The 22,814-nt window shown below is 61.6% G+C and carries 32 protein-coding genes and 2 pseudogenes; 10 read left to right on the forward strand and 24 right to left on the reverse strand.

The window, feature by feature from the left end; all coding sequences use genetic code 11:
• From KWO_RS10885 to KWO_RS22770, 6 genes are all read right to left on the reverse strand, one after another.
• Complete coding sequence (locus tag KWO_RS10885) at nucleotides 1-981, reverse strand: LysR family transcriptional regulator (RefSeq protein WP_026112488.1); 981 nt, start codon at nucleotides 979-981, stop codon at nucleotides 1-3.
• Nucleotides 982-1,094: 113 nt separating this feature from the next.
• Nucleotides 1,095-3,554 (reverse strand): two-component system VirA-like sensor kinase, encoded by a 2,460-nt coding sequence (locus KWO_RS10890; RefSeq protein ID WP_019768488.1) that lies wholly within the window; start codon nucleotides 3,552-3,554, stop codon nucleotides 1,095-1,097.
• Nucleotides 3,551-4,543: a cytochrome-c peroxidase gene (locus tag KWO_RS10895; RefSeq protein WP_010378691.1), complete on the reverse strand. Its 993-nt coding sequence runs from the start codon at nucleotides 4,541-4,543 to the stop codon at nucleotides 3,551-3,553. The genes KWO_RS10890 and KWO_RS10895 overlap by 4 nt, the downstream gene beginning before the upstream one ends.
• The gene (locus KWO_RS10900; protein ID WP_026112487.1) at nucleotides 4,540-5,328 is read right to left on the reverse strand and encodes a response regulator; all 789 of its coding nucleotides are present in this window, start codon (nucleotides 5,326-5,328) and stop codon (nucleotides 4,540-4,542) included. Before KWO_RS10900 ends, KWO_RS10895 begins: the two co-directional genes overlap by 4 nt.
• Before the next feature lie 392 nt (nucleotides 5,329-5,720).
• Nucleotides 5,721-6,221, reverse strand: a complete 501-nt coding sequence (locus KWO_RS22765) for a hypothetical protein (protein WP_227479822.1) — start codon at nucleotides 6,219-6,221, stop codon at nucleotides 5,721-5,723.
• A gap of 10 nt (nucleotides 6,222-6,231) precedes the next feature.
• Nucleotides 6,232-6,504 (reverse strand): lipase family protein, encoded by a 273-nt coding sequence (locus KWO_RS22770; protein ID WP_200858647.1) that lies wholly within the window; start codon nucleotides 6,502-6,504, stop codon nucleotides 6,232-6,234.
• A 488-nt stretch (nucleotides 6,505-6,992) separates the two neighbouring features.
• On the opposite strand from KWO_RS22770, the gene KWO_RS10910 reads away from it, so the two are divergent.
• Both KWO_RS10910 and KWO_RS10915 read left to right on the forward strand, forming a co-directional pair.
• On the forward strand, nucleotides 6,993-7,241 hold the full coding sequence (locus KWO_RS10910; protein ID WP_010373381.1) for a hypothetical protein: 249 nt from the start codon (nucleotides 6,993-6,995) through the stop codon (nucleotides 7,239-7,241).
• Nucleotides 7,242-7,432: 191 nt separating this feature from the next.
• Nucleotides 7,433-7,825, forward strand: a complete 393-nt coding sequence (locus tag KWO_RS10915) for a DUF4124 domain-containing protein (protein WP_026113246.1) — start codon at nucleotides 7,433-7,435, stop codon at nucleotides 7,823-7,825.
• Nucleotides 7,826-7,862: 37 nt separating this feature from the next.
• Here the strand turns inward: KWO_RS10915 and KWO_RS23565 are convergent.
• Nucleotides 7,863-7,985 (reverse strand): annotated as a pseudogene (locus tag KWO_RS23565) (DUF3653 domain-containing protein); the annotation flags it as partial.
• A gap of 109 nt (nucleotides 7,986-8,094) precedes the next feature.
• Here KWO_RS23565 and KWO_RS10920 point away from each other — a divergent pair.
• Nucleotides 8,095-8,370 carry a hypothetical protein gene (locus KWO_RS10920; RefSeq protein ID WP_010378697.1) on the forward strand — a complete coding sequence of 92 codons (276 nt, stop codon included), beginning with the start codon at nucleotides 8,095-8,097 and terminating at the stop codon, nucleotides 8,368-8,370.
• Between the two features lie 76 nt (nucleotides 8,371-8,446).
• Here the strand turns inward: KWO_RS10920 and KWO_RS10925 are convergent, their stop codons facing one another.
• The 3 genes from KWO_RS10925 to KWO_RS22995 all read right to left on the reverse strand — a co-directional run bounded on the left by KWO_RS10925 (nucleotide 8,447) and on the right by KWO_RS22995 (nucleotide 9,856).
• A complete protein-coding gene (locus KWO_RS10925; RefSeq protein WP_010378699.1) occupies nucleotides 8,447-8,728 on the reverse strand; it encodes a helix-turn-helix domain-containing protein in 282 nt (93 codons plus the stop codon).
• Nucleotides 8,725-9,063: a type II toxin-antitoxin system RelE/ParE family toxin gene (locus KWO_RS10930; RefSeq protein ID WP_010378701.1), complete on the reverse strand. Its 339-nt coding sequence runs from the start codon at nucleotides 9,061-9,063 to the stop codon at nucleotides 8,725-8,727. The genes KWO_RS10925 and KWO_RS10930 overlap by 4 nt, the downstream gene beginning before the upstream one ends.
• Nucleotides 9,064-9,472: 409 nt before the next feature.
• Nucleotides 9,473-9,856, reverse strand: coding sequence for a hypothetical protein (locus KWO_RS22995; RefSeq protein ID WP_082320290.1), 384 nt, complete (start codon nucleotides 9,854-9,856; stop codon nucleotides 9,473-9,475).
• A 182-nt stretch (nucleotides 9,857-10,038) separates the two neighbouring features.
• Here KWO_RS22995 and KWO_RS10940 point away from each other — a divergent pair, with 182 nt between their 5' ends.
• From KWO_RS10940 to KWO_RS23570, 3 genes and pseudogenes are all read left to right on the forward strand, one after another.
• Nucleotides 10,039-10,365, forward strand: coding sequence for a DUF3653 domain-containing protein (locus KWO_RS10940; RefSeq protein WP_010378709.1), 327 nt, complete (start codon nucleotides 10,039-10,041; stop codon nucleotides 10,363-10,365).
• A gap of 69 nt (nucleotides 10,366-10,434) precedes the next feature.
• Nucleotides 10,435-10,746, forward strand: coding sequence for a hypothetical protein (locus KWO_RS10945; RefSeq protein WP_010378711.1), 312 nt, complete (start codon nucleotides 10,435-10,437; stop codon nucleotides 10,744-10,746).
• Nucleotides 10,747-10,822: 76 nt separating this feature from the next.
• Nucleotides 10,823-10,966: pseudogene (locus KWO_RS23570) on the forward strand (DUF3653 domain-containing protein); the annotation flags it as partial.
• Between the two features lie 167 nt (nucleotides 10,967-11,133).
• Here KWO_RS23570 and KWO_RS10950 read toward each other — a convergent pair.
• Nucleotides 11,134-11,409, reverse strand: coding sequence for a hypothetical protein (locus KWO_RS10950; protein WP_010378713.1), 276 nt, complete (start codon nucleotides 11,407-11,409; stop codon nucleotides 11,134-11,136).
• Nucleotides 11,410-11,752: 343 nt separating this feature from the next.
• Between KWO_RS10950 and KWO_RS10955 the strand changes: the two genes are divergently transcribed.
• Nucleotides 11,753-12,055 (forward strand): hypothetical protein, encoded by a 303-nt coding sequence (locus KWO_RS10955; RefSeq protein WP_017113582.1) that lies wholly within the window; start codon nucleotides 11,753-11,755, stop codon nucleotides 12,053-12,055.
• Here KWO_RS10955 and KWO_RS10960 read toward each other — a convergent pair.
• The 11 genes from KWO_RS10960 to KWO_RS11010 form a co-directional block, all read right to left on the reverse strand.
• The gene (locus KWO_RS10960) at nucleotides 12,052-12,705 is read right to left on the reverse strand and encodes a TraX family protein (protein WP_010378718.1); all 654 of its coding nucleotides are present in this window, start codon (nucleotides 12,703-12,705) and stop codon (nucleotides 12,052-12,054) included. The genes KWO_RS10955 and KWO_RS10960 overlap by 4 nt on opposite strands.
• Nucleotides 12,705-13,871: a zonular occludens toxin domain-containing protein gene (locus tag KWO_RS10965; protein WP_017113581.1), complete on the reverse strand. Its 1,167-nt coding sequence runs from the start codon at nucleotides 13,869-13,871 to the stop codon at nucleotides 12,705-12,707. The genes KWO_RS10960 and KWO_RS10965 overlap by 1 nt, the downstream gene beginning before the upstream one ends.
• Nucleotides 13,868-14,185 carry a DUF2523 family protein gene (locus tag KWO_RS10970; RefSeq protein WP_010378725.1) on the reverse strand — a complete coding sequence of 106 codons (318 nt, stop codon included), beginning with the start codon at nucleotides 14,183-14,185 and terminating at the stop codon, nucleotides 13,868-13,870. Before KWO_RS10970 ends, KWO_RS10965 begins: the two co-directional genes overlap by 4 nt.
• Entirely contained in the window at nucleotides 14,185-15,735 is a 1,551-nt protein-coding gene (locus tag KWO_RS10975) for a hypothetical protein (RefSeq protein ID WP_010378726.1), read from the reverse strand. The genes KWO_RS10970 and KWO_RS10975 overlap by 1 nt, the downstream gene beginning before the upstream one ends.
• Nucleotides 15,736-15,839: 104 nt before the next feature.
• The gene (locus KWO_RS10980; protein WP_010378727.1) at nucleotides 15,840-16,097 is read right to left on the reverse strand and encodes a hypothetical protein; all 258 of its coding nucleotides are present in this window, start codon (nucleotides 16,095-16,097) and stop codon (nucleotides 15,840-15,842) included.
• A gap of 5 nt (nucleotides 16,098-16,102) precedes the next feature.
• Nucleotides 16,103-16,303 carry a hypothetical protein gene (locus tag KWO_RS10985; protein ID WP_010378728.1) on the reverse strand — a complete coding sequence of 67 codons (201 nt, stop codon included), beginning with the start codon at nucleotides 16,301-16,303 and terminating at the stop codon, nucleotides 16,103-16,105.
• Between the two features lie 31 nt (nucleotides 16,304-16,334).
• Nucleotides 16,335-16,625: a single-stranded DNA-binding protein gene (locus KWO_RS10990; protein WP_010378729.1), complete on the reverse strand. Its 291-nt coding sequence runs from the start codon at nucleotides 16,623-16,625 to the stop codon at nucleotides 16,335-16,337.
• Nucleotides 16,622-17,728 (reverse strand): replication initiation factor domain-containing protein, encoded by a 1,107-nt coding sequence (locus tag KWO_RS10995; protein ID WP_017113580.1) that lies wholly within the window; start codon nucleotides 17,726-17,728, stop codon nucleotides 16,622-16,624. The genes KWO_RS10990 and KWO_RS10995 overlap by 4 nt, the downstream gene beginning before the upstream one ends.
• Nucleotides 17,728-18,339, reverse strand: coding sequence for a hypothetical protein (locus KWO_RS11000; protein WP_227479779.1), 612 nt, complete (start codon nucleotides 18,337-18,339; stop codon nucleotides 17,728-17,730). Before KWO_RS11000 ends, KWO_RS10995 begins: the two co-directional genes overlap by 1 nt.
• Complete coding sequence (locus tag KWO_RS11005) at nucleotides 18,332-18,514, reverse strand: hypothetical protein (protein WP_026113378.1); 183 nt, start codon at nucleotides 18,512-18,514, stop codon at nucleotides 18,332-18,334. The genes KWO_RS11000 and KWO_RS11005 overlap by 8 nt, the downstream gene beginning before the upstream one ends.
• Nucleotides 18,511-18,735, reverse strand: coding sequence for a hypothetical protein (locus KWO_RS11010; RefSeq protein WP_010378733.1), 225 nt, complete (start codon nucleotides 18,733-18,735; stop codon nucleotides 18,511-18,513). Before KWO_RS11010 ends, KWO_RS11005 begins: the two co-directional genes overlap by 4 nt.
• Nucleotides 18,736-19,006: 271 nt before the next feature.
• On the opposite strand from KWO_RS11010, the gene KWO_RS23000 reads away from it, so the two are divergent.
• A complete protein-coding gene (locus KWO_RS23000) occupies nucleotides 19,007-19,477 on the forward strand; it encodes a DUF3693 domain-containing protein (RefSeq protein ID WP_238692675.1) in 471 nt (156 codons plus the stop codon).
• A gap of 3 nt (nucleotides 19,478-19,480) precedes the next feature.
• Here the strand turns inward: KWO_RS23000 and KWO_RS11020 are convergent, their stop codons facing one another.
• Both KWO_RS11020 and KWO_RS11025 read right to left on the reverse strand, forming a co-directional pair.
• Nucleotides 19,481-21,313, reverse strand: coding sequence for a hypothetical protein (locus tag KWO_RS11020; RefSeq protein ID WP_017113175.1), 1,833 nt, complete (start codon nucleotides 21,311-21,313; stop codon nucleotides 19,481-19,483).
• A gap of 13 nt (nucleotides 21,314-21,326) precedes the next feature.
• On the reverse strand, nucleotides 21,327-21,929 hold the full coding sequence (locus tag KWO_RS11025; protein WP_010378746.1) for an NfuA family Fe-S biogenesis protein: 603 nt from the start codon (nucleotides 21,927-21,929) through the stop codon (nucleotides 21,327-21,329).
• 88 nt (nucleotides 21,930-22,017) lie between these two features.
• Between KWO_RS11025 and KWO_RS11030 the strand changes: the two genes are divergently transcribed.
• Nucleotides 22,018-22,374: a 4a-hydroxytetrahydrobiopterin dehydratase gene (locus KWO_RS11030; protein ID WP_010378748.1), complete on the forward strand. Its 357-nt coding sequence runs from the start codon at nucleotides 22,018-22,020 to the stop codon at nucleotides 22,372-22,374.
• Nucleotides 22,371-22,790 carry an energy transducer TonB gene (locus KWO_RS11035; RefSeq protein WP_010378751.1) on the forward strand — a complete coding sequence of 140 codons (420 nt, stop codon included), beginning with the start codon at nucleotides 22,371-22,373 and terminating at the stop codon, nucleotides 22,788-22,790. The genes KWO_RS11030 and KWO_RS11035 overlap by 4 nt, the downstream gene beginning before the upstream one ends.
• Nucleotides 22,791-22,814: the final 24 nt, after the last annotated feature.

Here is a 22,814-nt window from a genome sequence, read left to right on the forward strand (position 1 = left end):
TCACGAAACCGATAGCACGAGATCGGCACGGCCGGCAGTGCTTCGCGCTGCGGGCGGCGCCGCTGCGGTCGGCGCTTCTGGAACGAGAAGTTCCAGCACACGCTCGCGCAACCAGCGATGTGCAGCATGGGCATCGTTGCGTCGATGCCAGGCCATCGCCAGCGCCATGTCCGGCAGCGGGAAAGGCAGTTCGAAGCAGTCCAGCGGTGCATGCCCGCGCTCTGCTGCAAGCGTTGCCGGCATAGTGGCGACCATATCGGTGCCGAGTACGATGTCGCGCGCAGTGGCGCACTGCGAGACGGTCACCGCGATCTGCCGGGTGTGTCCCAGGTGCCGCAGTTGCGCATCGATGGCGAGGTTACAGGCCTGTGCGTGCGCTACCTGCACATGCGCCAGACGGCTGTAGCTCGATGCGCTCAGCGCCGCGGTGCCGCGCGGATGGCCATGGCGCTGCACCAGCACGTAGCGTTCGTCGCGTAAACGGCGCAAACGCAGCGCGTCGGGAACCGCTTGCGCGTGATCGATCAGCAGATCCAACTCGCCGTTTTCGAACGCGTCCAGGCTCGTGTCGGAACTCACATGCACGAACTCCAAACGCATCTTCGGATTGCCCTGGGCCTGGATCAATCCTGCCAATCCCGCACCCAAGGTGCCGATCGCATCGGCAGCGGCTGCGATCCGGAAGCTCGCCGACGACGTCGCTGGATCGAACGCGCTGTCCTTGCCGAGCAGGCTCAGTTTGCCGATCGCTTCGCGCAGTGGCGAAGCCAGTTGATCCGCGCGAGGCGTGGCCACCATGCCGCGGCCGGTGTCCGAGGGCATCAACAGCGGATCCTTGAACAGCACGCGGAGTCGTGCGAGTTGCGAGGACAGTGCCGGCTGGCTCATATGCAATCGCTGCGCAGCATGGGTGACGTTCTTCAGCTCAAGCAATGCGTCGAGGGACACCAATAGAGGTAAGTCGCTTGGTCGGATATTCATGTCGTGGATCGCTCTTAGTGGAATGCAGGCGGCCTGCTGCGCCTGGGCATCCGCTACGCTAGGCAGCCCGCGCTACGTTCCGGTGTCGATCTGCGGCGACTGTGTTTCATTTGTCACAGAGCAGGCGTGCCTTCATCCTGCGTTGTCATGTCCAGCGTGCGACCCAGCGCACGTTCCAGCGCAATCGCCAGCGCGCCAAGATCGAACGGCTGCACAATGATTTCGGTGATGGCGCCGCCCAGACCCTTCCGTGTCGCCAGGCTCACCGCACGCGTGGCGAGGATCAACGGCAGCTTCGGCGCAGCGGCATGCAGCGCGTCGATCGCGCGTTCGGCATCGCCGGCACGGTCGCGCTTGAGCAGCACACCATCGAAGCGCATCGGGTCGGAAGTTGCCATCGCGACGGCTGCCGGCAGCTCCAATAAGCCGACCGGTTCGTGTCCCAATGCGGCCAGCATTTCTTCCAGGCGGTCGAGCTCGGCCGCGTCGTCGCACAGCAGCAGCAAGCTCGCATGCCGCGAGCGCGTCTTCGGCAAGGGCACGGCCTGGTGGGCTGCTGCAATGCCTGTGCGCAGTGGTAGCTCGACCACGAAGGTCGTGCCGACACCCAGCGCGCTGTCCACCTCGATCTGCCCTTCGTGGTTGTCGATGATCTTGCGAACCGTCGCCAATCCCAGCCCGGTGCCGCCATTGCGGGTGGTAAAAAATAGATCGAAGATGCGATCCAGTCGGTCTGGAGGAATGCCGATGCCGTGGTCGCTAACACGCAGCTGCGCGATGCGACCGGGCGTGCCGTGGGCTGTGCTGCCCTTGGCGGCCGACAGTTGAATCGTGACCGTCCCGCGCATGTCCATCGCCTGCGCGGCGTTGCTGGCCAGATTGAGGATGACCTGCTGCAGTTGCGCTGGATTGCCCATCGCGTGCAGTGGCTCCTGCTCCTGCTGCAGGTCGATCGTGACGGTCGATGGCAGCGACACCGATAGCAGCGAAACTGCGCCTTGTAGCAAGACGTTCAACTCAACCGGCTGTACGTTGTAATTCTGCACCCGCCCGAAACTGAGGATGGATTCGATCAGATCGTAAGCGTGCGCAGTGGTGTGGCTAATCTCGAGCAGGTGCTCCGATGCCGGCGAGTGCGGATCCAGTTTGGACAGGGCGATCTCGGCATTGCCACGAATCGCGCCGACGATGTTGTTGAAGTTGTGCGAAATGCCGCTGGCCATTGTCCCCAACGTTTCCATCCGTCGGGCCAGTTCCAGGCGATGTTCCAGCGCCAGGGCTTCGTCTTCGAGTCGCCGCCGCTCCAGTGCATCGAACAAGGTGTCAAGCGCGATGTGCAACTGCGGCAAAAGTTCGGCCGGTGCCGCCAGGCCACGATCACGACGCGCGGAAAGTGGCGGCAGCCGCAAGCACAGCAGTGCAACCGTCGCGGCTTCGGAGTGTTGCCGCAAGCATAGCCACTGCGCGCCGCGCACGCGTTCGGGGTTGCCTAACACCTCAACGGTGCCATCGACGTGGACGATCAGTACATCGCTGGCGGCGACTGGTCGGGCGGCGGCCACTGCGGCAAGCGTGGCGCGGAAGGCCTCGTCCTGCGGATCGGGCCAGATCCGCGCGTCAGTGCCGACGGAGACCACACCGAGGTGGGCACTCGGCAGCTTCGCCCACTTCGCTAACCGCATCAGGCCGGCCTCGATGCCAGAGTCCAGGTGCTGGCGATCATTGGCCACCAGACGGCGCGACACCGCAACCATCAAACGGTCGAACTCCGCGCGTCGACGCAATACCCGCGCGCGTTGCCGCAGCAACTTGGCTAGGTACAGCAAGGCGCCCAACATGACGACGGCCAATCCCAGCAACAGGAAGCGGACCTGGCGCGCGGTGGCCTGCTGGCTGGCATGCTGTTTCTGCAGATACGTCTTGAGCTGTTTATACGAGGCCAACGAAGCGATCGGGCGCATGCGGCGGATGGTGGTATCGGTCTCCGGCAGCAGCTTCAGCAACATGCGTCCATGCGGCAGCAGCGGCACGCTGGTCGTGCGTTGTGCCGCTTCGTCCAGGCGCCGGCGTGCCAGTGCGACCGCATCGCCGGTCGTATCCAGACTCAGGCGTTGCACGGCGCTTGCCAGCATGCCCGCTGCGCGTGCCGCAGCGGGATCGTCGCCTTGCCGGATCTGCGCGCTGCTCTCGCTCCAGAAGTAGGCCAGCGAGTTGGACAGCAGCGCATTCTGCGATTTGAATAATTCCCGCTGCAGCGATTTCTCCGTGTAGTCGGCGTCCAGCGCGGCGATGGCCTGAAACAACGCAGGGTCGTGATCGGCCAGCTGGCGCAGGTGCTGCAGGGTGTCGCGTGCGTGGGCATCGCCGGTCACCAGCGAGTCGTAGTCGCGCAACAGGCCAATGCGTGCCTTCAGCACGTCGTTGTCGAGATTGGTATCGGCCATGTCCAGTGCGTCGAGTGCGTCCAGCGCGTGACCATAACGCTGCGTGTCGCGATCCAGTGCCGCCATGCACAGACTGAAGAAGATCAGCCCCGCCAGCAGCACGGCGCTGAGAATCGTCGCCCACCTCATGGTTGGGGCGCCGTCAGTTGCCGACCCTGGTGCTTGCCGGTCAATGTATTCAGAAACGCAGCGATATCGGCAACATCCGCAGGGCTCAGTGCGACACCAAGTTGAGCGGTGCCCATCGCCTTGATCGCCTGGGGCAGCGTACTGGCACTGCCGTCGTGGAAGTATGGGGCGGTCGTGGCAACGTTACGCAGGCTAGGAACCCGCAGAATCGGGGTGCCATCCCGTGCGACGGGAGCGAAAATGCCGCTGCGCTGGAACAGATTGCCGCCCACGTTGACGCCTTGGTGGCAGGAAATGCAACCGATCGACTTGAAGGTGCGGTAGCCGCGTAACTCTTGCGCGCTCAATGCGGTGTCGCTGCCTTGCAGCCAGAGGTCAAAGCGACTGCCCGGCGTGACCAGCGAGCGTTCGCAACTGGCGATGGCATCGAACAGCGCGGCGCGATCCGGTGGCCTGCCATAGGCCGCGCGAAAGCGCTGACTGAGCACCGTGTCTTGTTGCAGCCGTCGGACCAACGTCGCGATATCGGCCTGCATGACGCTTGGGTTTTCGAGCAGTGAAGCCGTTTGCGCTTCCAGACTGCGGAAGTTGCCGCGCCAGCCCAGGCGAAAGTTCGCTGTGGCATTGAAGACGGTCGGTGTATTGAACGTCGGCGGCGCGCGCCCGGGCATCCGGGTAATCGCATCGGCAGCGGCACCGTTGCTGGCCAGGCGATGACAAGACGTGCAGGCGACGCTGTTGTCGCCCGATAGCCGGCGATCGTCGAACAGCAGCGCGCCCAGCGCGACCTTACGGCTCTCCAGGCCGGTTGCTGGCTGGATGGCACGGATGGGCTCGTTAGGGCGCTGCGACGCGGCCGCGATGCCAATCGCCGGCATGGACGGCATCGCGAGAAATGCTGCGGAAGCGAACGCGACCTTCATGATCGCCACCGGCGACCAGCGCTGCTTGCGATGGTCTGGCCGAGCCGGCGCTGGCGGTTGCGTCATCGAGCGTGCTCGACCGACGGCGTGAAGACATAACCGGCGCCGCGCTGGGTCACGATCAGCGTCGGCTCGCGCGGGTCCTGCTCCAGCTTGCGGCGCAGGCGCAGGATCTGCACGTCGATACTGCGGTCGAACACGTCCTCATGCAGACGCGTGGCACGCATCAAGTGCTCGCGGCTCAGTGGTCGTCCCGGTGCATCGACAAAGGCGCGCAGCAACGCGTATTCGCCCTTGGTCAGCGGAATGGCAGGCGCGCCTGTGCGCCCCACCGTGCGGGCCTGCAAATCGAATTCCCAGGCATCGAAGCGCACGCGACCTTCGCCCGCACCGCGTGCCGCTGCCACCTTGTAGGCAATATGGCGGCGCAATACGGCGCGGATCCGTGCAGTCAGTTCATGCAACCCGAATGGCTTGGGCAGGTAGTCGTCGGCGCCCAGTTCCAGCCCCACCACGCGATCGATTTCGTCGCGGCGATGGCCGGTCATGATGATCACCGGGATATCAGATTCCTTGCGCAAGGCGCGCAACAAGTCCAGACCATCTTCATGTTTGAGCATCAGGTCCAGCAGCAGAATGTCCGGCTCGCGCCGACGCAGCGCCTCGGCCAGTTCGCTGCTGTTGGTGGCGACAAAGGCTTCCATGCCATGCGAACGGATATGGCCCATGACCACTTGAGCCATGGCCTGGTCGTCATCCACCACCAGCACCTTGGCGACTGGGGCGGAGCGGGGCGTGGATGCGTCGGAGGAGGAAGGCGGGGAGGGGGAACGGGAATGCGGCTTGATCATCTACTCTCAATTCCGGCATGACCGCCTTCGCGGACAGATCCCGAGTGTCGACCGGTTGGGGATGACCGCATCGATCGTCTGGGGGAATTGCGTCCATGCGCGGGGTGCAACGGTGCGCCGTCGAGGAGACAGCATCGTCATGCGAGATGCTAGGAGGTTTTTGTCTCGCCTAGCCATGTCGACAAGCGTGTCTGCGCGATCTGCTGGGTAGTGGACAACGACTTTTTCTCGGTCTTGTGACCAGCCGCTCGCTCTGCAAGACGCCAGCGTGGCGCCGGTGCCTAGCACGCACGTCAGATCCGACAACGATGTCTTCTGAAAGATTTATTGTAGAGCCTGCTTTCGCTACGGGTAACCGTCGCCGGTGGACGGCGACGGTACCGTTGGCTACTTCAAGCAGCGTCAGCCGGCCTCCGTGCTGGTGTGGACCTGGACTTGGCTTCTGTCGCAGCGGCGCGCGCAGCGCGGTCGATCACATCGGACACGGTTTGGGACTGCGCGATGAACAGCGTGGCTTCCCGGCACGGTAATGATGTCCGCGCCGATACGTTGGCCATGTGCAGCAACATGGCCTGATCGAAGGCCTTGTCTTCGGTGGCGATCACCGCCCAGCTCGGCTTGGTCTTCCAGGCTGCGTGTTGCAGACGCTCGCCGAATGCGGCCATCTTGATCGGCACCTGGGGCGCGGCCATGAACGCTGCATCGGCATCGCTGACATCACTGGCGAAGCCGGCCTTGAAGTTGGCAGGACGCACGAAGCCGAAGCCGTCGGGTCGGGTGTCGATGACGAACTCAGGCGTGGGAGCGAAGCCCTGGTACAACTGCGCGGTGGTCTCGCCGGCATCGGGCGCGAGTGCAGAAACGTAGACCAGGCCAACCATCTTGTCGTGCACGCCGGCTGCGCTAATCAGCGTGTCGCCCCGGCGTGCCCAACCAACACCGTCGGTTGTCCTGCTGATCGAGCGCGGTGCGGGTGGCAGCGACGTCGTCGGCAAGTGACGTGAGCGGGTTCTGCACGATGGTGACGTGGTAGCCCCGCTTGACCAAGCGGTCATAGACATTGCGCCAGCCGGAACCATCGGCAAAGGCGCCATGCACCAGCACGACATTGCGCGCAGTATCGGCCGGCAGGGGCGGTGGATTGGTCGGATCACGACGCAACTTCGGAACGCGCACTGAATATGCGAGGCTCCACGAACCCCGATTCGGCTCGATGCCCTGGACCGCGCCCGCCTACGATCAGCGCGAAGTCACCGCCGACCCCGAGCGGTACTGCATGTCCTCGCTCACTGGGCGCGATGCTGCCGGCCGCATGCAGGAAGCCTCGTGCAGCTGTTTCACCGAGCAGGGCACCCGATACGAGCTAGACCAGCCGCAGTGCCGCACGGTGGCCCGTCACGGCGCTCCATACCACCCCTATGGCCGCACGGGCAGGGTGGCCAGCAACAGCAACAACGATCGCAGCCACAGCAGCCAATGGCCGGGCAACACGCCAACCCTGGCAGCGTGGTCGGCAAGGCGATACGAACACATGGCACATTCCCAGAGTCGCCACAGGCCAAGGGCGGCAGTTTCACCGGTTCCGCTGGTTCGCTGCCTCGCGCTGCGAAGCCAAGAACAAGGCGTAATGTGATGCGTGACGAAAAGACCCCGGCACCTTAGAAATGCAGCTTCCGCGCAAGCAGGGCAGGCCACTCAACTACGGCGAGGCCATGAGCGCCGCCGAGCGTGCAAGGGACTATCGGCGCAAGCGCAAGCAAGAATCTATGGCCTATCTCGGCCAGTCCGAGAAAGAGGTTTCCATCGCTGCGACTATCGACTCGTTGCACTATGCCTTCGCCAATAGCGAGGCCGACACTGCGCTGGCATTGCTTGCGGATCTGCGCATGCGCGCCCGTGAGATGAAATCGTGATGCATCACGAAAAGGCCCCCTTGTGATCAGCAAAGACGCTGCAGACGTTGTTGCATTCGTTTCACCCTCTGCATGGTGGATGCTGTTGTCTTAGGGCTTATCGACAACATCGCCATCGCCGCCGCATTCGTACGCGTCACGAAAATCTGTTTCCTAACGAGCTATCATTTCCCTAGAACAAGGGGAAATGCATGGAAGCGAGATTTGCAATAGTGCTGGCGCTAGCTACCGCGGTGCCTGTTCAAGCTCAGCAGGTGCATAAGTGCCGCGAACGCGGCCAGGTCGTTTATCAGTCAGCGCCATGCGCTTCCGGCCAAGCCGAGAAGTCCTGGGACGCCGCACCAGCTCCCGAGCAAAGCAATGCCGAGCAGTGGCGCCTTTACGGTATTCGCAAGCAGCTCGAGAGCAGGTACGCAGCTGATAGATCTGCATCCGCTGCCGCGTATGTGTCTGGCCCACAATCCAGCAACGCATGCGAGTCTGCCAAGGCTCAGCGCAAGCAAGTCTATGAAGCGGTTGGTCTCCATCGCTCTTATGAGGTGTCCAGCTATTGGGACAACGTGGTGCAAAACGCCTGTAGGTGATCTGGGGTGTAGGGGCATAGCCCCTACGGATAACGCCTCACCCGCGCCGTGAGCCTCGTGGCCCACGTGTCCGCCTGACCACACGCGCTCTGGCGGCGGACCCCGCGTCATCCACCACTGATAACCGCATTTCACGCCTGCGCCGTAGCACGTCCCGCAGGCAACCACGTTGGAAATGTGATTATCTGACGCGTCACATAACTAAGCATCATTAGAATTTTATGACGCGTCAGATTAATATAAACACATCGAAACGGCTGACCACGAAAATGCGCGACGATAAAGACCCTGGCACCATGGAAATGCAGCTGCCCAAGCGTCGTGGCCGCCCGCCTGCAAACGGTGTTGCAGCGCAGACCGCTGCCGATCTGAGCAGGGCGTATCGCCAACGGCGTAGGGCAGCGGTCAACAACTACAAGTGCTGTGAGGTGCTGACCGACATGGAGTTGCTCGACCGTCTGCGACGCGCCATCACCAGCGGCAATGCTCAGCTTGCCGGCATCTACGCCCGTCATATTCAGCAGCGCTACCCGTATGATGTCTGACGCGTCATGAAATTACTGCTTCGTGCCCAATAAAAAGCCCGCTCGTTAGCGGGCTTGTTTGTTTCTGACAAGTTGCCTAGGCCGCTTCCAGCACTCGCATTTCGATGTGCAGATCCGCAGCAGCCAGCATGTTCACCAGCGTATCCAGACTGAACAGATCGATCTTGCCGCGCATCAGATCTGACATGCGCGGTTGCGTCACGCCGAAGACCTTGGCCGCCTGGGACTGGCTCAATCCTTCGCGTGCAATGTGATCCTTCAGCGCCATCATGAGCGCCGATCGCAGCTTCATGTTTTCAGCCTGCTGGGGGGTCTCTTCGATCGCGTCCCACACGCTGGCAAAGCGTTCATTAGTCATCGGCTTAACTCCTTCACCAAATCTCGATAGCGTTTCTCGGCTAGGTCCAAATCCGCTTTACTGGTCTTCTGCGTCTTCTTTTGGAAGCAATGCAGGACGTAGACTGCATCGGAGAACTTCGCCACGTAAATGATCCGGAATGCTCCTGCAGCATCCCGAATCCGAATCTCTTGGACGCTCTGACCGACGGTCGGCATTGGCTTCCAATCGTCGGGCTCGCGACCGTTTTGCACCTGGTCAAGCTGATAGCCGGCCTTGCGCTGTGCCGAGGCGGGGAAAGCGCGCAGATCATCAAGGGCACCAGCCCGGAACTCGACAGGTTTAACGTCAGCCATCTGAATACTATACAAAATTTTGTATGGGCTGACAAGCCTCCCCTGTTCGGCACGCTGAATCTTAAGGGTCGGCAGGGAGTCATAGCCGGACTTCGGAGAAGGGCATGACCTTGGAGCCGTTGAGCGATGCCGTCCTGCTTGACGCCATTCGTCGCTACATTGCCAAGGAGGATCTTGTTGCAGTCGTTGACCTGGCCGAGGAGCTGGTACGCCGTTATTACTGACGCGTCAGATAAATCTCCTCGACGCGCCGGCCGTCCACCCAAAGGCGAGGTAGCCATGTCGCCTGCAGCCCAGACGGTGGCGCGCCTGCGCCGCTCTTGCACGCCGATACCCATTAATTCTGACGCATCAGATAAATAATCACGCATGGACGGGGTGTAGGGGCAACGCCCCTACGGATAACGCCTCACCCGCGCCGTGGACCTCGTGGCCCACGTGTTCGCCGGACCACACGCGCTCTGTCGGCGGACCCCGCATCAGCCACCCCTGATAACCGCTTTTCCCGGCTTTGCCTGATCACGTCCCGAAGGTAGATGACATTGTTGCCTGCAGAAATGCGAGAGCCTGGAACCCTTGTGGCAGTGGGCGTCCGTGGAGTTGCCGATCGCGCATTGCGCTCTTCAGACATCATCAACGACCACTCGCGTGCGATGGCACACGTCAGTGCCCAGTACCGCATGCCGCACGGCTCGATGTCGTAATTCTCAGGTGTGAAGAATCGATGTCCCTGAAAACCAAAACCGGCCCAAGGGCCGGTCAGGTCTACGCGGTCGTAGGTGTCAAACGTCATTGTCCAGTCCGCTTCCTGTGGAGGGACCAGCAGTGATAGGCCGTCAGGGCGCACAGGAGCGTCAACACAGCCCACTTCGCATAATGTATATTATGTAAAGGCGTTTTTGCGCTTGTTGCGCTCGTTTGCTGCTACGCTCACACCGTGGCGGCGACGATGGCAAGCCGAATGGAGATCGGTGCATGCGTAATCGAAAACTGACCGGCCAATGGGCCGGTTTTTCGTTCCAGAACGGATACCTCATTACGCCAGAGGGCCGAGCCATGGAACCGTGGCAGCTGAGCTACCTATCACTCACCTGCGATATCGCACGCGAGTGGACGAAGATGATGGATGAGGGACGGTCGAAAACCCGGCCTAAACGTCAGGCCAACGTCATTTTCATTAGGGATAGGTTCAGAAAAAAGATTGAAACAAAGCCCGGTCCTCAAGTGGTGGCGACCGGCTTTGCGGCGGAATGCGCAGGATCATCGTTGCCGAAGGCGCGGAAACGTAAAGGCCGCGTATGAGGCGTTATCCGTAGGGGCGATGCCCCTACACCCCTACAATAATGCCTGCTCATCGTCATTGGGGACCGTATGAGCTACAGACCGCAGAACAACCACGATGGGCTTTGGTGGGAAATCGCCCTGGGCATCTTTGTAGGTCAGCTGATGACAGCAGCCTTTGCAGGCATCGTAGCGCTGTGCCTGGGCTACTTCACTATGCGAAGCGTCAGCGCAGCGCTACCGAAAGTCGCGGCACAACCGCTATACACACCCCGCTCCCAGCGCGCAGCGCCGGCAGCGCTGCAACTACGGCCGCTGGAATCGGACGAACGATGCATTCAACACAAGCGTTTCCGGCGACTGTCGAATGGCTGGCAGGAATTGCCGAACGATCCGTGCTGAATCGTGACGCGTCACGAAACTACATGTCCAACGTAGTCGCCGGCGTGCTTGTGGTCGTCTGATACGGCTTGCTTTCCGGGAACGTAATGTGATCTGCCTGCGGGACGTGCTACGGCGCAGGCGTGAAAAGCGGTCATCAGTGGTGGATGGCGCGGGGTCCGCCGATCGCGCGCGGGTGGTCCGGCACACGCGTAGGCCACGAGGTCCACGGCGCGGGTGAAGCGTTATCCGTAGGGGCGATGCCCCTACACCCCCAATGCGACCTGACAGATATCGGCGAACAGCCGCGCCCCTGTGACTGCGCCCCGCAGGGGCTGTCAACGACACGAAATGGATATTTTATGGCGCGTCAGAATTAATGCCGCGGTACGGTGATTTTCTGACGCGTCAGACATCGTACGGGTAGCGCTGCTGCATATCACGGGCGTAGATGCCGGCAAGCTGAGCATTGCCGCTGGTGATCGCACGCCGTAGGCGGTCCAGAAGCTCCATGTCGGTCAGCACCTCGCCACGCTTGTAGTTGTTCACCGCTGCCCTACGCCGTTGGCGATACGCCCTGCTCAGATCGGCGGCGGTCTGCGCTGCAACACCATTGGCGGGCGGACGGCCACGACGCTTGGGCAGCTGCATTTCGATGGTGCCGGGGTCTTTGTCGTCGCGCATCTGAGTCATCCATTGTTTCGATGGATCTATATTAATATGACGCGTCATAAAAGTCTAATGATGGTTAGTTATATGACGCGTCAGTAAATTAAAGCTGCGCGGTAGTATCTGGAATCGTTGTCGCGGTCTGGTACGGCTTATCAGCGCGCCAGGAGCGGTGGCCACCTGGTCGTGCACCGGGCCGACGGGCGGCTTTCAGTGGTGGATGACGCGGGGTCCGCCGCCACAGCGTGTGTGGTCAGGCGGACACGTGGGCCACGAGGCTCACGGCGCGGGTGAGGCGTTATCCGTAGGGGCTATGCCCCTACACCCCTACAATCACCGAAATTCTACGGGGGTGCTCATGGATAAGGCAGGCTGGCAGATCTCGACGTTCATAGCAGGGCTGGCGCTGGTGGGAACCACGTTCGGCCTGGTGGCCAACAAAAGCGCACTGACGCAGGAGAGAAATGATAGGCAATCCTGCCCGCCTCCTACGGTTGAAACCCACGTCATCACTGAGACGCCGAAACTAGAGCTACCGAAGGACGTGATGTATTGGCCGGATACAGTGCGATGCCAGGGCGGACGCTTGCTGATCAAAACAGAGCATGGCTTTGAATCACTGACGCGCCAAGGCGCAGCGATGCGCTGCGTCCAGCCTTAAACATTATTTTGTAACGCCGGCAGCGTTGCCAGCAGAGCGAGCAAGAACAGGTGGCCGACGTAGTAGCCATAGAAAGCCGCACGTGTGCGAGGAACGACAACACCACGACTGGTGGCCACCTCGCCAAGCGCGAGGACCGGCACGGCCAGCACGGCCCACAGGTTGCCGTTGAACCAGCACAGCGCAGCGAGAGCCAGGATGACCGGCCACGGACTACGCACCAATTTCGCATAATAAGCCCAGCCCGCTACCACCAGAGCCATGCCGGCCCATTGATAATCGACGAACAACGGGGCCGGCGCTGCACAGAGAGTCAGCAGCACCCAGCGACGGCGCTGGATCGCCCAGATGGCGGCGGCAGCCAGTGCGAACGCCAGCAGGACGTTCACGGGCACCCAATAGCCGAACGCCCCCGCATGGAACGGTTGCGCCAGAAGACCCCAGCACACCAGGCGACGGACCGACTTGCCTACATCAGATACAGGCTGCGCCAGATTGTAGGCCATGACCAGTGCGAACAGCGGAAAAGCGATCCTCCCAAGCTCGGACAACACCGGCACGTAACCGCCATAGAACACCTTGGCAACGTGGTCAAACGTCATGCAGACCAGGGCAACCCACTTCAATAGTTCGCGTGCACTACTGCTCATCACAGATCCCTGCTGGTGGGCGCGGTGTAGCTGTTGATGGAGTAGCTAGGCGACTCAGGGAACGTACCCAATGCGCGCGTGCGCTTCTCCATGGTCGATGTGACTGCCCCGCTCTGCTGCACCGCCTGCGGCTTCGGTTGCTCTTTCGCATCGGCAGGGCCGGCCTGCTGCGCCTGCGCGACATTTGCGGGAGGCTTATACGGGTTGTATGGCTCACCCCACCTTGCGATATCGCGGCACACGTCATCGCGCATCGCAACGCGGGTGTTCTGCTCGGTGACACATCGACAGCTGTTCTCGCTGGACATGCAGTACATGTGCGGATCGGACACCACAGGACGATCAACGTAGGCAGGTGCCGACCACGGCACATCGGAGACAAAGGGCACAAGTTGACCCACGTAATCTTCCGCGCTGCTGACCTTAGGCCGGGCGGCTGCACCAGCAGACGCAGTGCCCGCCAGCGACGGCCCCGTGGGGGCCGTCTTATTGGCGGTCGCAGCGTCTGCTTTCTTGGCGAACATGGTGTCGCGGTACACGGCGTACCAAGCACCACAGGCCAGGATGGCCACGACCGGCAGAATCATCAGTGCCTTTTTCACCAACGCCGGCATCTGATACTTCATCGTGTGGACCTCAGCCGACTTGTAGAACTTGAAGCACTCTGTTGGCTGTTTCCACACTTCGTAGTCGTATAGCTTTTTGATGCGCGGCAACGGCGACCGCACCTCTTCGATGATCTGGCTATTCCGGAAAATAAAGGTCTTCTGCTTGCCGCTCTGACGCAGCAGATGTTCGTGATAGCCGACCAGGCCGCGCAGGTAGGTGTCGAGGTAGTTAGGCTGCTGAGTAGCAAGCACCAAGCGCACGCCGTCGTGTCGAATCGTCGACATCGCCTTGATCGTTTCGACCGGATCACCGCCCCGTCGTGCCGGGAAAAAGTGCTGCGCCTCGTCGACGAACAGGATGGATCCGGCCGGTAGATCCTGCCACTTGTGCGGGTCCGCCCACGGCGTCGTACCCGGCACCGAGATGCCGTCAATGTTGCAGACGTAGACGTGTGCACCCTTGTCCATGAGATAGCGAATCGCTTGAATAATGCGCAAGCTCTTACCAGATCCTGGCAAGCCGGTGAGCAGTGAAATAGAGGCGGTGTCGCCGATCATGTGGCTTGGTTCCTACGTTGAATAAACATGCGCTCAGCGCCGCGAATGCCGTATGCGCTCAGAATGATGGACACGCCCGCATCGATCCCAAGCGCGTGCACCCAGGCTGCGATACCGGCAGGCACGGATGACCACGCGGTCTGTGCGTATTCGATGATTGGGTTGTAGATGAAATGCTGTGCGGCGAAGCCGAGGCCGAGCGCCGACAGCAGCCGACCAAGCCAGATCGCTGCCTTGAGCTTGACCAGCTTGTGAACCGCGTCAGCAGCGTTCTCGAAAAAATTGTTCGCAAAATCGCGAGCCCAATCGAACATCAGATGTTCCTCCCAACCACGAACATCGCGATCACTGTGCACATCGCGATGATGACCATCTTGACCGCAGCGATTGCGTCGAAGAACCCTGCGGGAATGACCCACCGCTGACCTTCGATTTCAACATCTGGAAGAAGACCGGCACTGCCGTTGCCGCCGACGTTGATGAGGTCTTGGCGCAGCTTCATACCGCTGCTGCCGGACTCACCGCCCCAAATCCCTTCAACGACCCCAGCATCGTCGCCATTGCTGATACCAGCTGCACGCGAGGCCATGCCCTGCCCCAGCGCTTCCATTGCGCAACGCTGTTTCCACTGCTGCAGGACGCTTGCATAGGCTTCAGCTTTACACGATTTTCCGGCACACACCGGCACATCACTCTCGCCGCACGTATCGCCCTTCGTGACTTCGCTGGCCTGCGTGTTGCACTCAATTTTCCACGTGAATTTCAGCTGCAAGCACTTAAGCGTATCGCCGACGCAAGCAGGCGCAGTCGTGCAGTTGCCACTATCAGTAGCGCTGTCTTTACTATCGCCGTCCTTGTCGCCAGAGCCGCTTTGAGCGCCATTGCCGGACGTGTTGCCAGCGCCATTCTCGCTATTATCGCCGGTGGAATTCTTAGAGGTACCTGTCGGCACGCTCGAATAATTGGTGACATTGTTGGTGTTACAGCTACCATTGGTGCAAGTCGTCTGCTGATGACCCTCCTTACGCTGCCACTCACCATCACTCGGCGGCACTGTGGGCGGCGTCACTGCCTCGCCCTTTGGCGTGCGTGTCTGCGCATCTGAGCCATCGGCCTTCTTACCGGTCTCGCTCGGACTCCAACAGAAGGTCTTACCGGTTGAAGCTGTCGCACAATAGTCGCCATTGGGCTTCACGCACGCAGTCTGACCAGCGCCCATCGCGGTGCACTCCGGGGCCTTGGGTTGGGTCGCATCCTTCTTATCATCTTCTGCCTGCCCGATATCCTGCGTGGGCTTCTGAGGGGTACACACCTGTCCGTTGTACGTTCTTTCCTTCATGCCATAGACGGTGACCGGTCCTTGCGCACTGCTAAACGGCGTTCCCTGCACCTGACAGCCGCCAACGCAACTTGACGGGGGCGAGTAGCCCAGTGCGGCATCTGCAAGCTTAGTGCTATTGCGTGCTGCACATGTCTCGTTGGGATTGAAGCTGTAATCGTATGCGCCGCCCTGAGGCGGAGCGAAGTTCTTGACAAAGGCAGCACAGCCGCCAGCACCGTTGTTAACGGTGCACAGATATGTGTAATTTCCTGCCTGCGCCGGATCAATGACGCATGCAAAGGCCACTTGCCAATACTGATCGCCGCGCTCTGCGTTTTCAGACTTAACACGTGCTTGGGCTGCTGCCAGATGCGCTTGGCAAACAGCATTGGCAATGCCCTGATCTCCGTAGTTGGAGGCGCGCGCACCACCAATGCCCAACGCGGCGAACATCAACGCCACCACGACGTAGACAACACGACGCACGACAGCGCGAGCAAAATATCGAGCAAGCCAGCGCATCAGTTCCAGCCCGTCGCGCACACGTGCGCGGCATGGATCAAGAACGCCAACACGATTAGACCTTCCATTACATACCCCAATTGAAAAGGGAGGGTTTCCCCTCCCCTGCTATTCCGCTGATTGGCTCACTTGCCGCCGATCAGGCCCAGTGCGCGAAGCGTCCAGCGGCCGAGCGCGAACGCGGCCAAGATGGTCACGCCGATGGCGGTGTAGGTAACCACCTTGCCAACGATGGCGGTGCCATCGAAATCGCCACCGCCACCGGAGGCGAAGGCGAAACCGGGCATGGCCATCAACGCGGTGCTACCCACGATTGCGGCGGTCTTGGCGTTGCTGACAGCCGACTTGGCCTTGGTGACAACGGTCGAAATGTTCTTGTTCATTGATGCTATTCCTCTATGGATTTTGGGTTGAGCAGTCCTTTAATGACTGCAAGGGTCATCAGGCCGATGAAGTAAGCGCCGCCCACCATCGCGGCCTGTTCGATGGTGGGAAGTGGTGTCGTCCAGTCCGATTGATCGATCCAGGCTTGCACCTCGCATTGCTGCGTTGAATCGTTGTATTGCGTGCAGGTCAGGATCTTTGCCATTGCTCAGCATCCCTGCTCGCATGCATATGAGTTAGGAAACACGCGCCGGCTTAGCTGCCCGCAACACATGAAACTTGCTGTAATTGATCGCACCCTTGTTGACCGTCACCATGGCTTCCAGATCAAGCTCGTATTCGCCGGGCTGATAGGCGGCCTGACCCTTCTCCAAACGCACATCCAGCGGATACGCGAAGCCGCCTGCTTCCAGCTTGGCCTTCTGCTTGCGCGTGGTGTATTCCCGATCCTTGCCCTCGTCATCCTTGAACGTGCCGCCACGCTCATCGACTTCGGCGCTCAATACAGTGACTTTGATTCCGCTCATGGTGTAACCCCTTCTAAGGTTTGATTGATGCCCGCGATTTCGGGCCATTGATTGGCTACGTCTGCTGTTGCCCACGCCGGTAGCCGATGCGACGTGCAGGTACTGATAACGGCATGCAACGCGTCAGGCGTTGGGCAATGCCGCACGATGAAATTCAGGGTTGCGCCGTACTGACGCTTGATGTGGCGACGCGCACTTTTCCAGGTGGCATCGACAGCAGCTTTCGTAATGTCGATGCGCGTGGCGACGCAGTGCAGGAACTTGAGAACGGGATAGGCGCCGAGCAGATAGCCAGCAGGATCGCGCAGCAAATCCAAGGGCAATTCCTTGCGGTTGGTGGCGCGAAATTGCGCTTCATAGCGAACCCATTCGGAGGCCTTGTCGCCTTGCTCCCTGCCCTTCTCGTACACGCGCAGCTGCTTTTCGGACTTCTTGCCGCCGACATAAAAGGTCTTGCCGTCGCCACTGTCGTGATCGTCCACGGTCTGCGCCTTGGGGCGCTGTCCACGGTTGTCAAACTCGCCCGATGCATACCAGCTTTGCGCCAGTTTCAAGGGGTATTTGCCAAGCAGGTCATCGGCGGCAACGTCCACGCGGGTCAATCGTCCAGCGCAGCTTTCGAGCTTCGCTCGAAGCTCCAGCCACCGCTTCGCATGGCCGCAGCGCGCTGCGCTCAACACTCCACACCCGGTGCCGGTCAACTCGATACGCGCGGTGTAAGTGCCATCTGCACGGCGGCAGTGTTCACCGCCCAACTCGATCAGGCCCACGTGCTGGCCTTCGCGGTCAGTGATACGCACGCGCCACAGGTAAAACCGCCCCGGCCCGACCTTTTCGTCAAGTTCCAAGCCCAAGCCGGCGAAGAACCAACAGAAGACTTGCAGTGCAACCGCGCGGGCGTTCTCGGCGGTGACGTCCATCCATTCGCGGACCTCTTCGGGGTCGTCGTTGACGAACACACCGGCTTCGCCCAGAACGGCGCGCAAATCCACAGAGGCGGAAAACCAGTCAATGGCGACCGTTAGGGTGCCATCGGCGTTCCTGAATTCACTGACTCCCCTGTTAGACGAGGGGAGTCCCGACACCGCGAGCTGGCCGGCCATTACGCAGCCCTCCGGACAGCGGCAACCGAAGCACAACGCGCCAACTCAACCAACCAAGCTGCCAGCGCAGCCGGCGTGTGTTCGCGCTCTGCCTTGGACACCTCAGGACGCCAATCAAAATCACCCTTGCGCTTGCGCGTGCCATCAGCACGCGTGCGGCATTGCGCAATCACATGCGTGGCCAGGCCGAGACGGTATGGGATGGCAGGAACATCGCAAGGTGCAACACCGACGACATACAACCAGGTGGCTTTGTCAGCGCGATGGCCCCACGCGCTTTGCAGGATGGGCAAAGTCCATCCGCCAAATTGATCGAACGAACCAGGCTGCGGAAGACCAGCACAGGGCCACAACGTGGAAGACGCGGGATGCTCCAACACGCCACCAAAGCGGCGCACCTGGTCAACAGCAAAAATGGCAAGCTCACGTTCACCAGGTGCAGGGGTAACGAACGCGCGCAAACGGCCCCACGAACGGCACGGCGGATGGGCGACCACAGGCATGCCGCCTGCGAAGGTCAATGCGTCGCGGTCGAAATCAAACGCATCGACACCGGGCATGGTCTTGTAAACCGAATCACGACGAACGAAGAGAGCAGCGACCTTATGCATGCGCGTAGAACTCCACAGCAGCGGTTTGACAGGCAAGAGCAGCACTGCGCGAGGCGTGCACGCTCTGCTGCACCAAACGACCCGAACGGCGCACCGTGAGACGGAAACGACGAGTACGGCGACCACCGATGACGATGTGGTAAGTGTCGATATGTGAAACGACGACGGCGCTCATGCCACCACGTCCATTTCGGATTCGGCGCTACAAATCGTGACGCGTTGCGAAATGGTCGGCGCGACCAAGGCAACGTAGCTTTCGATGATGAAGACCTGTTCGCGGTGTGCGCGCAGCGCAGCTTCGGCGCGACGGTCAAGAATCCAGGCGACCACTCGGGCGAGGCCGACGATCACGGTCAGCGCGGAAGCGCCGATCAGTGCAAGTGCGTTTGTGTCCATGAAGCCCCTATCCCCTGCCCCTTGACGCGGACCCCGGAGGGGAGCCGGGGGGGCGCGGTGTCGAGTACCACTCGTCACGGAGTGGATATAAACTAAAACTCAACACCCACGTCAAGTAACACTCATCATGCAGACGATAAACAAATTGCTTGACACGGCTCTAAAAGCATGTAATGAGCCGTCCGACCGTCAATTGGCGAAGCACTTGGATGTATCGCCAAGCGCGATATCGCTATGGCGTAAGGGGAAGCCGATCAAGGATGAACACCTGATGGCACTGATCAGGCTAGCTCAAGCCGACCCGACAATTGCAGTGTTAGTAAGAACGGAAAGCGCTGAAAGCCCAGAAGCGCGGAAGGCGTGGAGCGTGGTGTGGGACAGACTGTCCCCGGTCACTACGGTGGTCGGGGCGATGGTTCTAACCATCGGCATGATGCCGGCGACAGGTCGGACGAAAACCCTTGAAATTCAAGGGTTTGAGCGTCCCGACTTCGCATATTCTGTATATTATGTAAGATCGCGCCGGGCACTGGACGTAGCCGAACACGAGAATCTTCAAAGCATGGTCGCCTGTCATGAAGATGGCAGCCAGCCATTTCAGAAACTCACGGCCGCCGCTGGTGTCGCGGTAAACCACCGTGGGACAAGCTCGCGAACTGGTGGTGTATCGACTGATGCCTTGGAATCAGCTTACCCTCTGTTCCACTCCATCGGGCCACCGATCGCTCATCACGGTGCATGACACTCACTCGCCGCTACGGCGCAGCACACCCTTGTCTTCCTGCAACTCCCGCTTGAACGGGACGTCCGGCGATGGGCGTGCGGTTGCGGGTTGATCGTTGAGGTTGGGGTCGCTCAGGCCGCAGCCGCCGCCGAATTGCAGCAGCGACACCACGCAGCTGATCTTGGTGGTCGTTCCCGGGATCGGAATCTCGATCTTCTTCAGGCCGCGACGCACCCATTCCTGCAGCAGCGTCTGGTTCGGCATCCAATACTTGTCCAGCGAGGTCGGCGTGTAGCCGTAAGGCGGACGTTTGAGCCAGGTGCCGCCCTGGGCGATCTGGTCGCGGGTCCAGGTATCGGTCTCGCTGCCCGGTGGTCCGCGGTCACCTGCACCCTTGCCGGCATCACCGGTTCCGGTGGCCACCTTGACGCTGCCATCGGCATTGAACATGCCGTTGCGCTGGGCGCTGGCACCGGTCGTGTCGCCTTCCCGATTGCGGTCGGATTTACTCCAGTCGTCGGCGTTGGCGGCCGCGTTCCACCCGCCGCTGCGATCGGCAGGCGCCGGGCCGGCATGACTGCTGGCGGCAGGCTTGACAGGCGACGATGCAGCGGCCGCCACGCTGCTGGAACGCTCGGACCGAGCAGGACTGGCCTGCGACCGCGCAGGTTGCGCGGCTGCTTGCGCGGCTGCTTGCGTGGATGGCGCCGCCACGGTGGCTGGCCGCGGGTCGGGAGTCGCAGGCGTCGCTGGCACGACAGGTGTCGCCGCCACTGGCGCAGGCGCCGGATCCGGTACGTTCGGAAGCTCTGCAGGACGCACCGCGATGTCAGGCATGCGCACCGTCGGCGAGATCTCATGCAGGCGTGCAGCCGGCGTGGCGATTTGCGGGCGCTCGGGGATGACGATGTCGCGCTCGCGCACCGTTGGGGCCGTGGGAGAGCGCACCGCCACATCGGTGGCCGAACGTTGCATTTCGCGCACCTGCGGGCGTTCGGTCACCGTCTGGATGTCGCGTTGACGCACCTGGACCTGCGGTGCTGCCCGTTGGATCGCACGCGGCGTCAGCGTGATCGTTGGCGGCGGCGGGACCACAAAGTCGGTGGTGGCGACTGCGGTTTCGGTGACCTGCAGCGGCGATTCGATCGTTACCGGCGGTACCTGCACCGTCACCTGCGGAATATCCGCTGTGACGGGTTCGCTGGCAGCGTGCACCGGTTCCGGCGCCTGTTCTGGTGCATGGGCCGTGTCGGGGCGCTCGAGAGGATCGGCTGCTGGCTGCGCTGATGTCGGTGTCGAGGATGGAGCTGGTTCGCTTTTCGCCGCCGATGCACCCGCTTGCGCTGGCGAAGACGTCGTAGCTGCAGCCGCCTGCGTCGACGCCTCGGCCGCAGGTTGACCTTCCTCGCCGCCCTGCTCTGCCGCCCCATTGCCGATCAAGGTCATGCGGACCCGCGATTCGTCGCCGGGTGTGGTTTCTTCCGGCGCCCAGCGCACGGCGACAACCCAGACGAGCAGCGCAATAAAACCGAGGTGGATCAGAAAACTGCCAAGCACCGCCAGCCAGTGCTGCCGATGCTGATCCTTCGGCCGCGGGTCCCAGTGCTGCCACCACAGGCTGCGGAACGCCTGGAACGGCGACAGCAGAGAGACGCCGACCATGCCACTCCTGGGCGGCTGCCCACGCGCCAGCAGTACATCCATCACCTGGTCGTCGTTGAATGGCGCAGCCGCGTGCTTGCGGTTGCCCATCCAGATGCCCCAGCCATACGGCAGGCCGGTACGCCGATCCAGAATGAGCTTGCTCGGCATGCGCGCGCGCAGTGTCTGCAGCAGATCGGCAGCCGTTGTCACCGGTGGTGGGGAATCAGGCCGCGCTGTCGCGCGGAATGTACGGCGCGTCGCCGGTGGCGTGGTCGGTCGCGTCGCGCACCGCAATTACACCGGGCACGCGCCCCATCAAGGTCTTTTCAATACCCTGCTTCAAGGTCACATCAGCCATGCCGCAACCGTGGCAGCCGCCGCCGAAACGCAGCAATACCACGCCATCGGCCGACACTTCCTGCACGGCAACGCGCCCGCCATGCGATGATGCCAGCTGGGGGTTGATCTCGTTCTCCACCACCCAGCGCACGCGCTCCACCATCGAGGCCGACTCTGCGGGCGCTTCGCCCTTGATCTTGGGTGCCTTGATGGTGAGCTGCTGGTTGCCGGTGGATTGGGTGACGTAGTCGATCTCGGCGCCGTCCATCCATGGCACGCTGGCAGCGACGACATATAAGGTGAAGCCGTCGCAATCGATCGCCCATTCGTCGCCGCTCAGGTCTGCCGGCTCGGCGAACTCGAGCCGGGCATCGGCACGTGAGGTGCCCGCATCCACCGCACTCAGGCGCACGCCCATGCCGGGCACGCCCTCACGTTCGATGAGCTTGCGGAAATAGGTCTGGGCTTTGTCGGATATCTGGATCATGCGGGTTATTCTACCGCTCAAAGCGCCCTCGCTCATGGAACACCGTGATCCTGGTGGGTGCGCCGTCCGCCAACCCTGCGAGACCGTCATGACCGATCTGATTCCCCTGGAGCAGGCGCATTGCCTCCCGCGCAAAGGCAGCGACCACAAGCTGGGCGAGGCGCGCCTGGCCGAATTGCTGCCGCAGGTCCCCGGCTGGGAGCTGGCCGAAGCCGGGATGGCGCTCACGCGTACGTTCCGCTTCGTCGACTATTACCGCACCCTGGCCTTTGTGAATGCGCTGGCCTGGATCGCCCACCGCGAAGACCACCACCCCGACCTGGGTGTGCATTACGACCGCGTCGTGGTGCGCTATTCCACCCATGACGTGGGCGGGCTGAGCGAAAACGACTTCATTTGCGCGGCCAAGGCCGCGCAGCTCTACGATCAGGGAATCATTGCATGAACATGTCTCGCGCCGCGCTTGCCGGCCTCATCGTCGCCACCGGCCTCAGCAGCTGCGGCAAGTCGCAACAGGCGGCCGCGCCTGCCGTGGCGCCCACCGAGTTGGCGGCCTTGAAGACGCCGCCGCCGGAATATTCGCCGCAGCTAGCCTGCGCCGGTGTCGGTGGCACAACCGTGCTGCGGGTCCTGGTCGGCACCCAGGGCACGCCCACCGATGTTTCGGTGGCGCAGAGCAGCGGCCAGCCCGTGCTCGACGAAGCTGCCCAGAAGCGCGTGCGCGAATGGCAGTTCAAGGCCGCCACCCGCAATGGCCAGACCGTGCCGCAGACCATCCAGGTGCCGGTCTCGTTCAAGCCGCCGGTACCGCGTCCGAACGAATGTTTCGCCATCGAGGAACGCACACGCCGCGGTGGCTGAGGACAGTGCAGGTCGTGACATCTT

Origin of the sequence: Xanthomonas vasicola pv. musacearum NCPPB 4379, assembly GCF_000277895.2 — a bacterium.
GTDB lineage: Bacteria > Pseudomonadota > Gammaproteobacteria > Xanthomonadales > Xanthomonadaceae > Xanthomonas > Xanthomonas vasicola.

Bases quoted from the DNA above. Each gene is read 5' to 3' on its own strand.
- KWO_RS11025 (WP_010378746.1), bottom strand. From the start codon at position 21,929: ATGATCCAGATATCCGACAAAGCCCAGACCTATTTCCGCAAGCTCATC.
- KWO_RS10930 (WP_010378701.1), bottom strand. From the start codon at position 9,063: ATGGCTGACGTTAAACCTGTCGAGTTCCGGGCTGGTGCCCTTGATGAT.
- KWO_RS10985 (WP_010378728.1), bottom strand. From the start codon at position 16,303: ATGGCAAAGATCCTGACCTGCACGCAATACAACGATTCAACGCAGCAA.
- KWO_RS10900 (WP_026112487.1), bottom strand. From the start codon at position 5,328: ATGATCAAGCCGCATTCCCGTTCCCCCTCCCCGCCTTCCTCCTCCGAC.
- KWO_RS10915 (WP_026113246.1), top strand. From the start codon at position 7,433: ATGGAAGCGAGATTTGCAATAGTGCTGGCGCTAGCTACCGCGGTGCCT.
- KWO_RS10910 (WP_010373381.1), top strand. From the start codon at position 6,993: ATGCAGCTTCCGCGCAAGCAGGGCAGGCCACTCAACTACGGCGAGGCC.
- KWO_RS23000 (WP_238692675.1), top strand. From the start codon at position 19,007: ATGGCACTGATCAGGCTAGCTCAAGCCGACCCGACAATTGCAGTGTTA.
- KWO_RS11010 (WP_010378733.1), bottom strand. From the start codon at position 18,735: ATGGACACAAACGCACTTGCACTGATCGGCGCTTCCGCGCTGACCGTG.
- KWO_RS10885 (WP_026112488.1), bottom strand. From the start codon at position 981: ATGAATATCCGACCAAGCGACTTACCTCTATTGGTGTCCCTCGACGCA.
- KWO_RS10925 (WP_010378699.1), bottom strand. From the start codon at position 8,728: ATGACTAATGAACGCTTTGCCAGCGTGTGGGACGCGATCGAAGAGACC.
- KWO_RS10940 (WP_010378709.1), top strand. From the start codon at position 10,039: ATGCGTAATCGAAAACTGACCGGCCAATGGGCCGGTTTTTCGTTCCAG.
- KWO_RS10920 (WP_010378697.1), top strand. From the start codon at position 8,095: ATGCGCGACGATAAAGACCCTGGCACCATGGAAATGCAGCTGCCCAAG.
- KWO_RS10970 (WP_010378725.1), bottom strand. From the start codon at position 14,185: ATGTTCGATTGGGCTCGCGATTTTGCGAACAATTTTTTCGAGAACGCT.
- KWO_RS10955 (WP_017113582.1), top strand. From the start codon at position 11,753: ATGGATAAGGCAGGCTGGCAGATCTCGACGTTCATAGCAGGGCTGGCG.
- KWO_RS10965 (WP_017113581.1), bottom strand. From the start codon at position 13,871: ATGATCGGCGACACCGCCTCTATTTCACTGCTCACCGGCTTGCCAGGA.
- KWO_RS11000 (WP_227479779.1), bottom strand. From the start codon at position 18,339: ATGCATAAGGTCGCTGCTCTCTTCGTTCGTCGTGATTCGGTTTACAAG.
- KWO_RS10895 (WP_010378691.1), bottom strand. From the start codon at position 4,543: ATGACGCAACCGCCAGCGCCGGCTCGGCCAGACCATCGCAAGCAGCGC.
- KWO_RS10960 (WP_010378718.1), bottom strand. From the start codon at position 12,705: ATGAGCAGTAGTGCACGCGAACTATTGAAGTGGGTTGCCCTGGTCTGC.
- KWO_RS11030 (WP_010378748.1), top strand. From the start codon at position 22,018: ATGACCGATCTGATTCCCCTGGAGCAGGCGCATTGCCTCCCGCGCAAA.
- KWO_RS10980 (WP_010378727.1), bottom strand. From the start codon at position 16,097: ATGAACAAGAACATTTCGACCGTTGTCACCAAGGCCAAGTCGGCTGTC.
- KWO_RS22995 (WP_082320290.1), bottom strand. From the start codon at position 9,856: ATGACGTTTGACACCTACGACCGCGTAGACCTGACCGGCCCTTGGGCC.
- KWO_RS10945 (WP_010378711.1), top strand. From the start codon at position 10,435: ATGAGCTACAGACCGCAGAACAACCACGATGGGCTTTGGTGGGAAATC.
- KWO_RS11005 (WP_026113378.1), bottom strand. From the start codon at position 18,514: ATGAGCGCCGTCGTCGTTTCACATATCGACACTTACCACATCGTCATC.
- KWO_RS10990 (WP_010378729.1), bottom strand. From the start codon at position 16,625: ATGAGCGGAATCAAAGTCACTGTATTGAGCGCCGAAGTCGATGAGCGT.
- KWO_RS10890 (WP_019768488.1), bottom strand. From the start codon at position 3,554: ATGAGGTGGGCGACGATTCTCAGCGCCGTGCTGCTGGCGGGGCTGATC.
- KWO_RS11035 (WP_010378751.1), top strand. From the start codon at position 22,371: ATGAACATGTCTCGCGCCGCGCTTGCCGGCCTCATCGTCGCCACCGGC.
- KWO_RS10950 (WP_010378713.1), bottom strand. From the start codon at position 11,409: ATGCGCGACGACAAAGACCCCGGCACCATCGAAATGCAGCTGCCCAAG.
- KWO_RS10995 (WP_017113580.1), bottom strand. From the start codon at position 17,728: ATGGCCGGCCAGCTCGCGGTGTCGGGACTCCCCTCGTCTAACAGGGGA.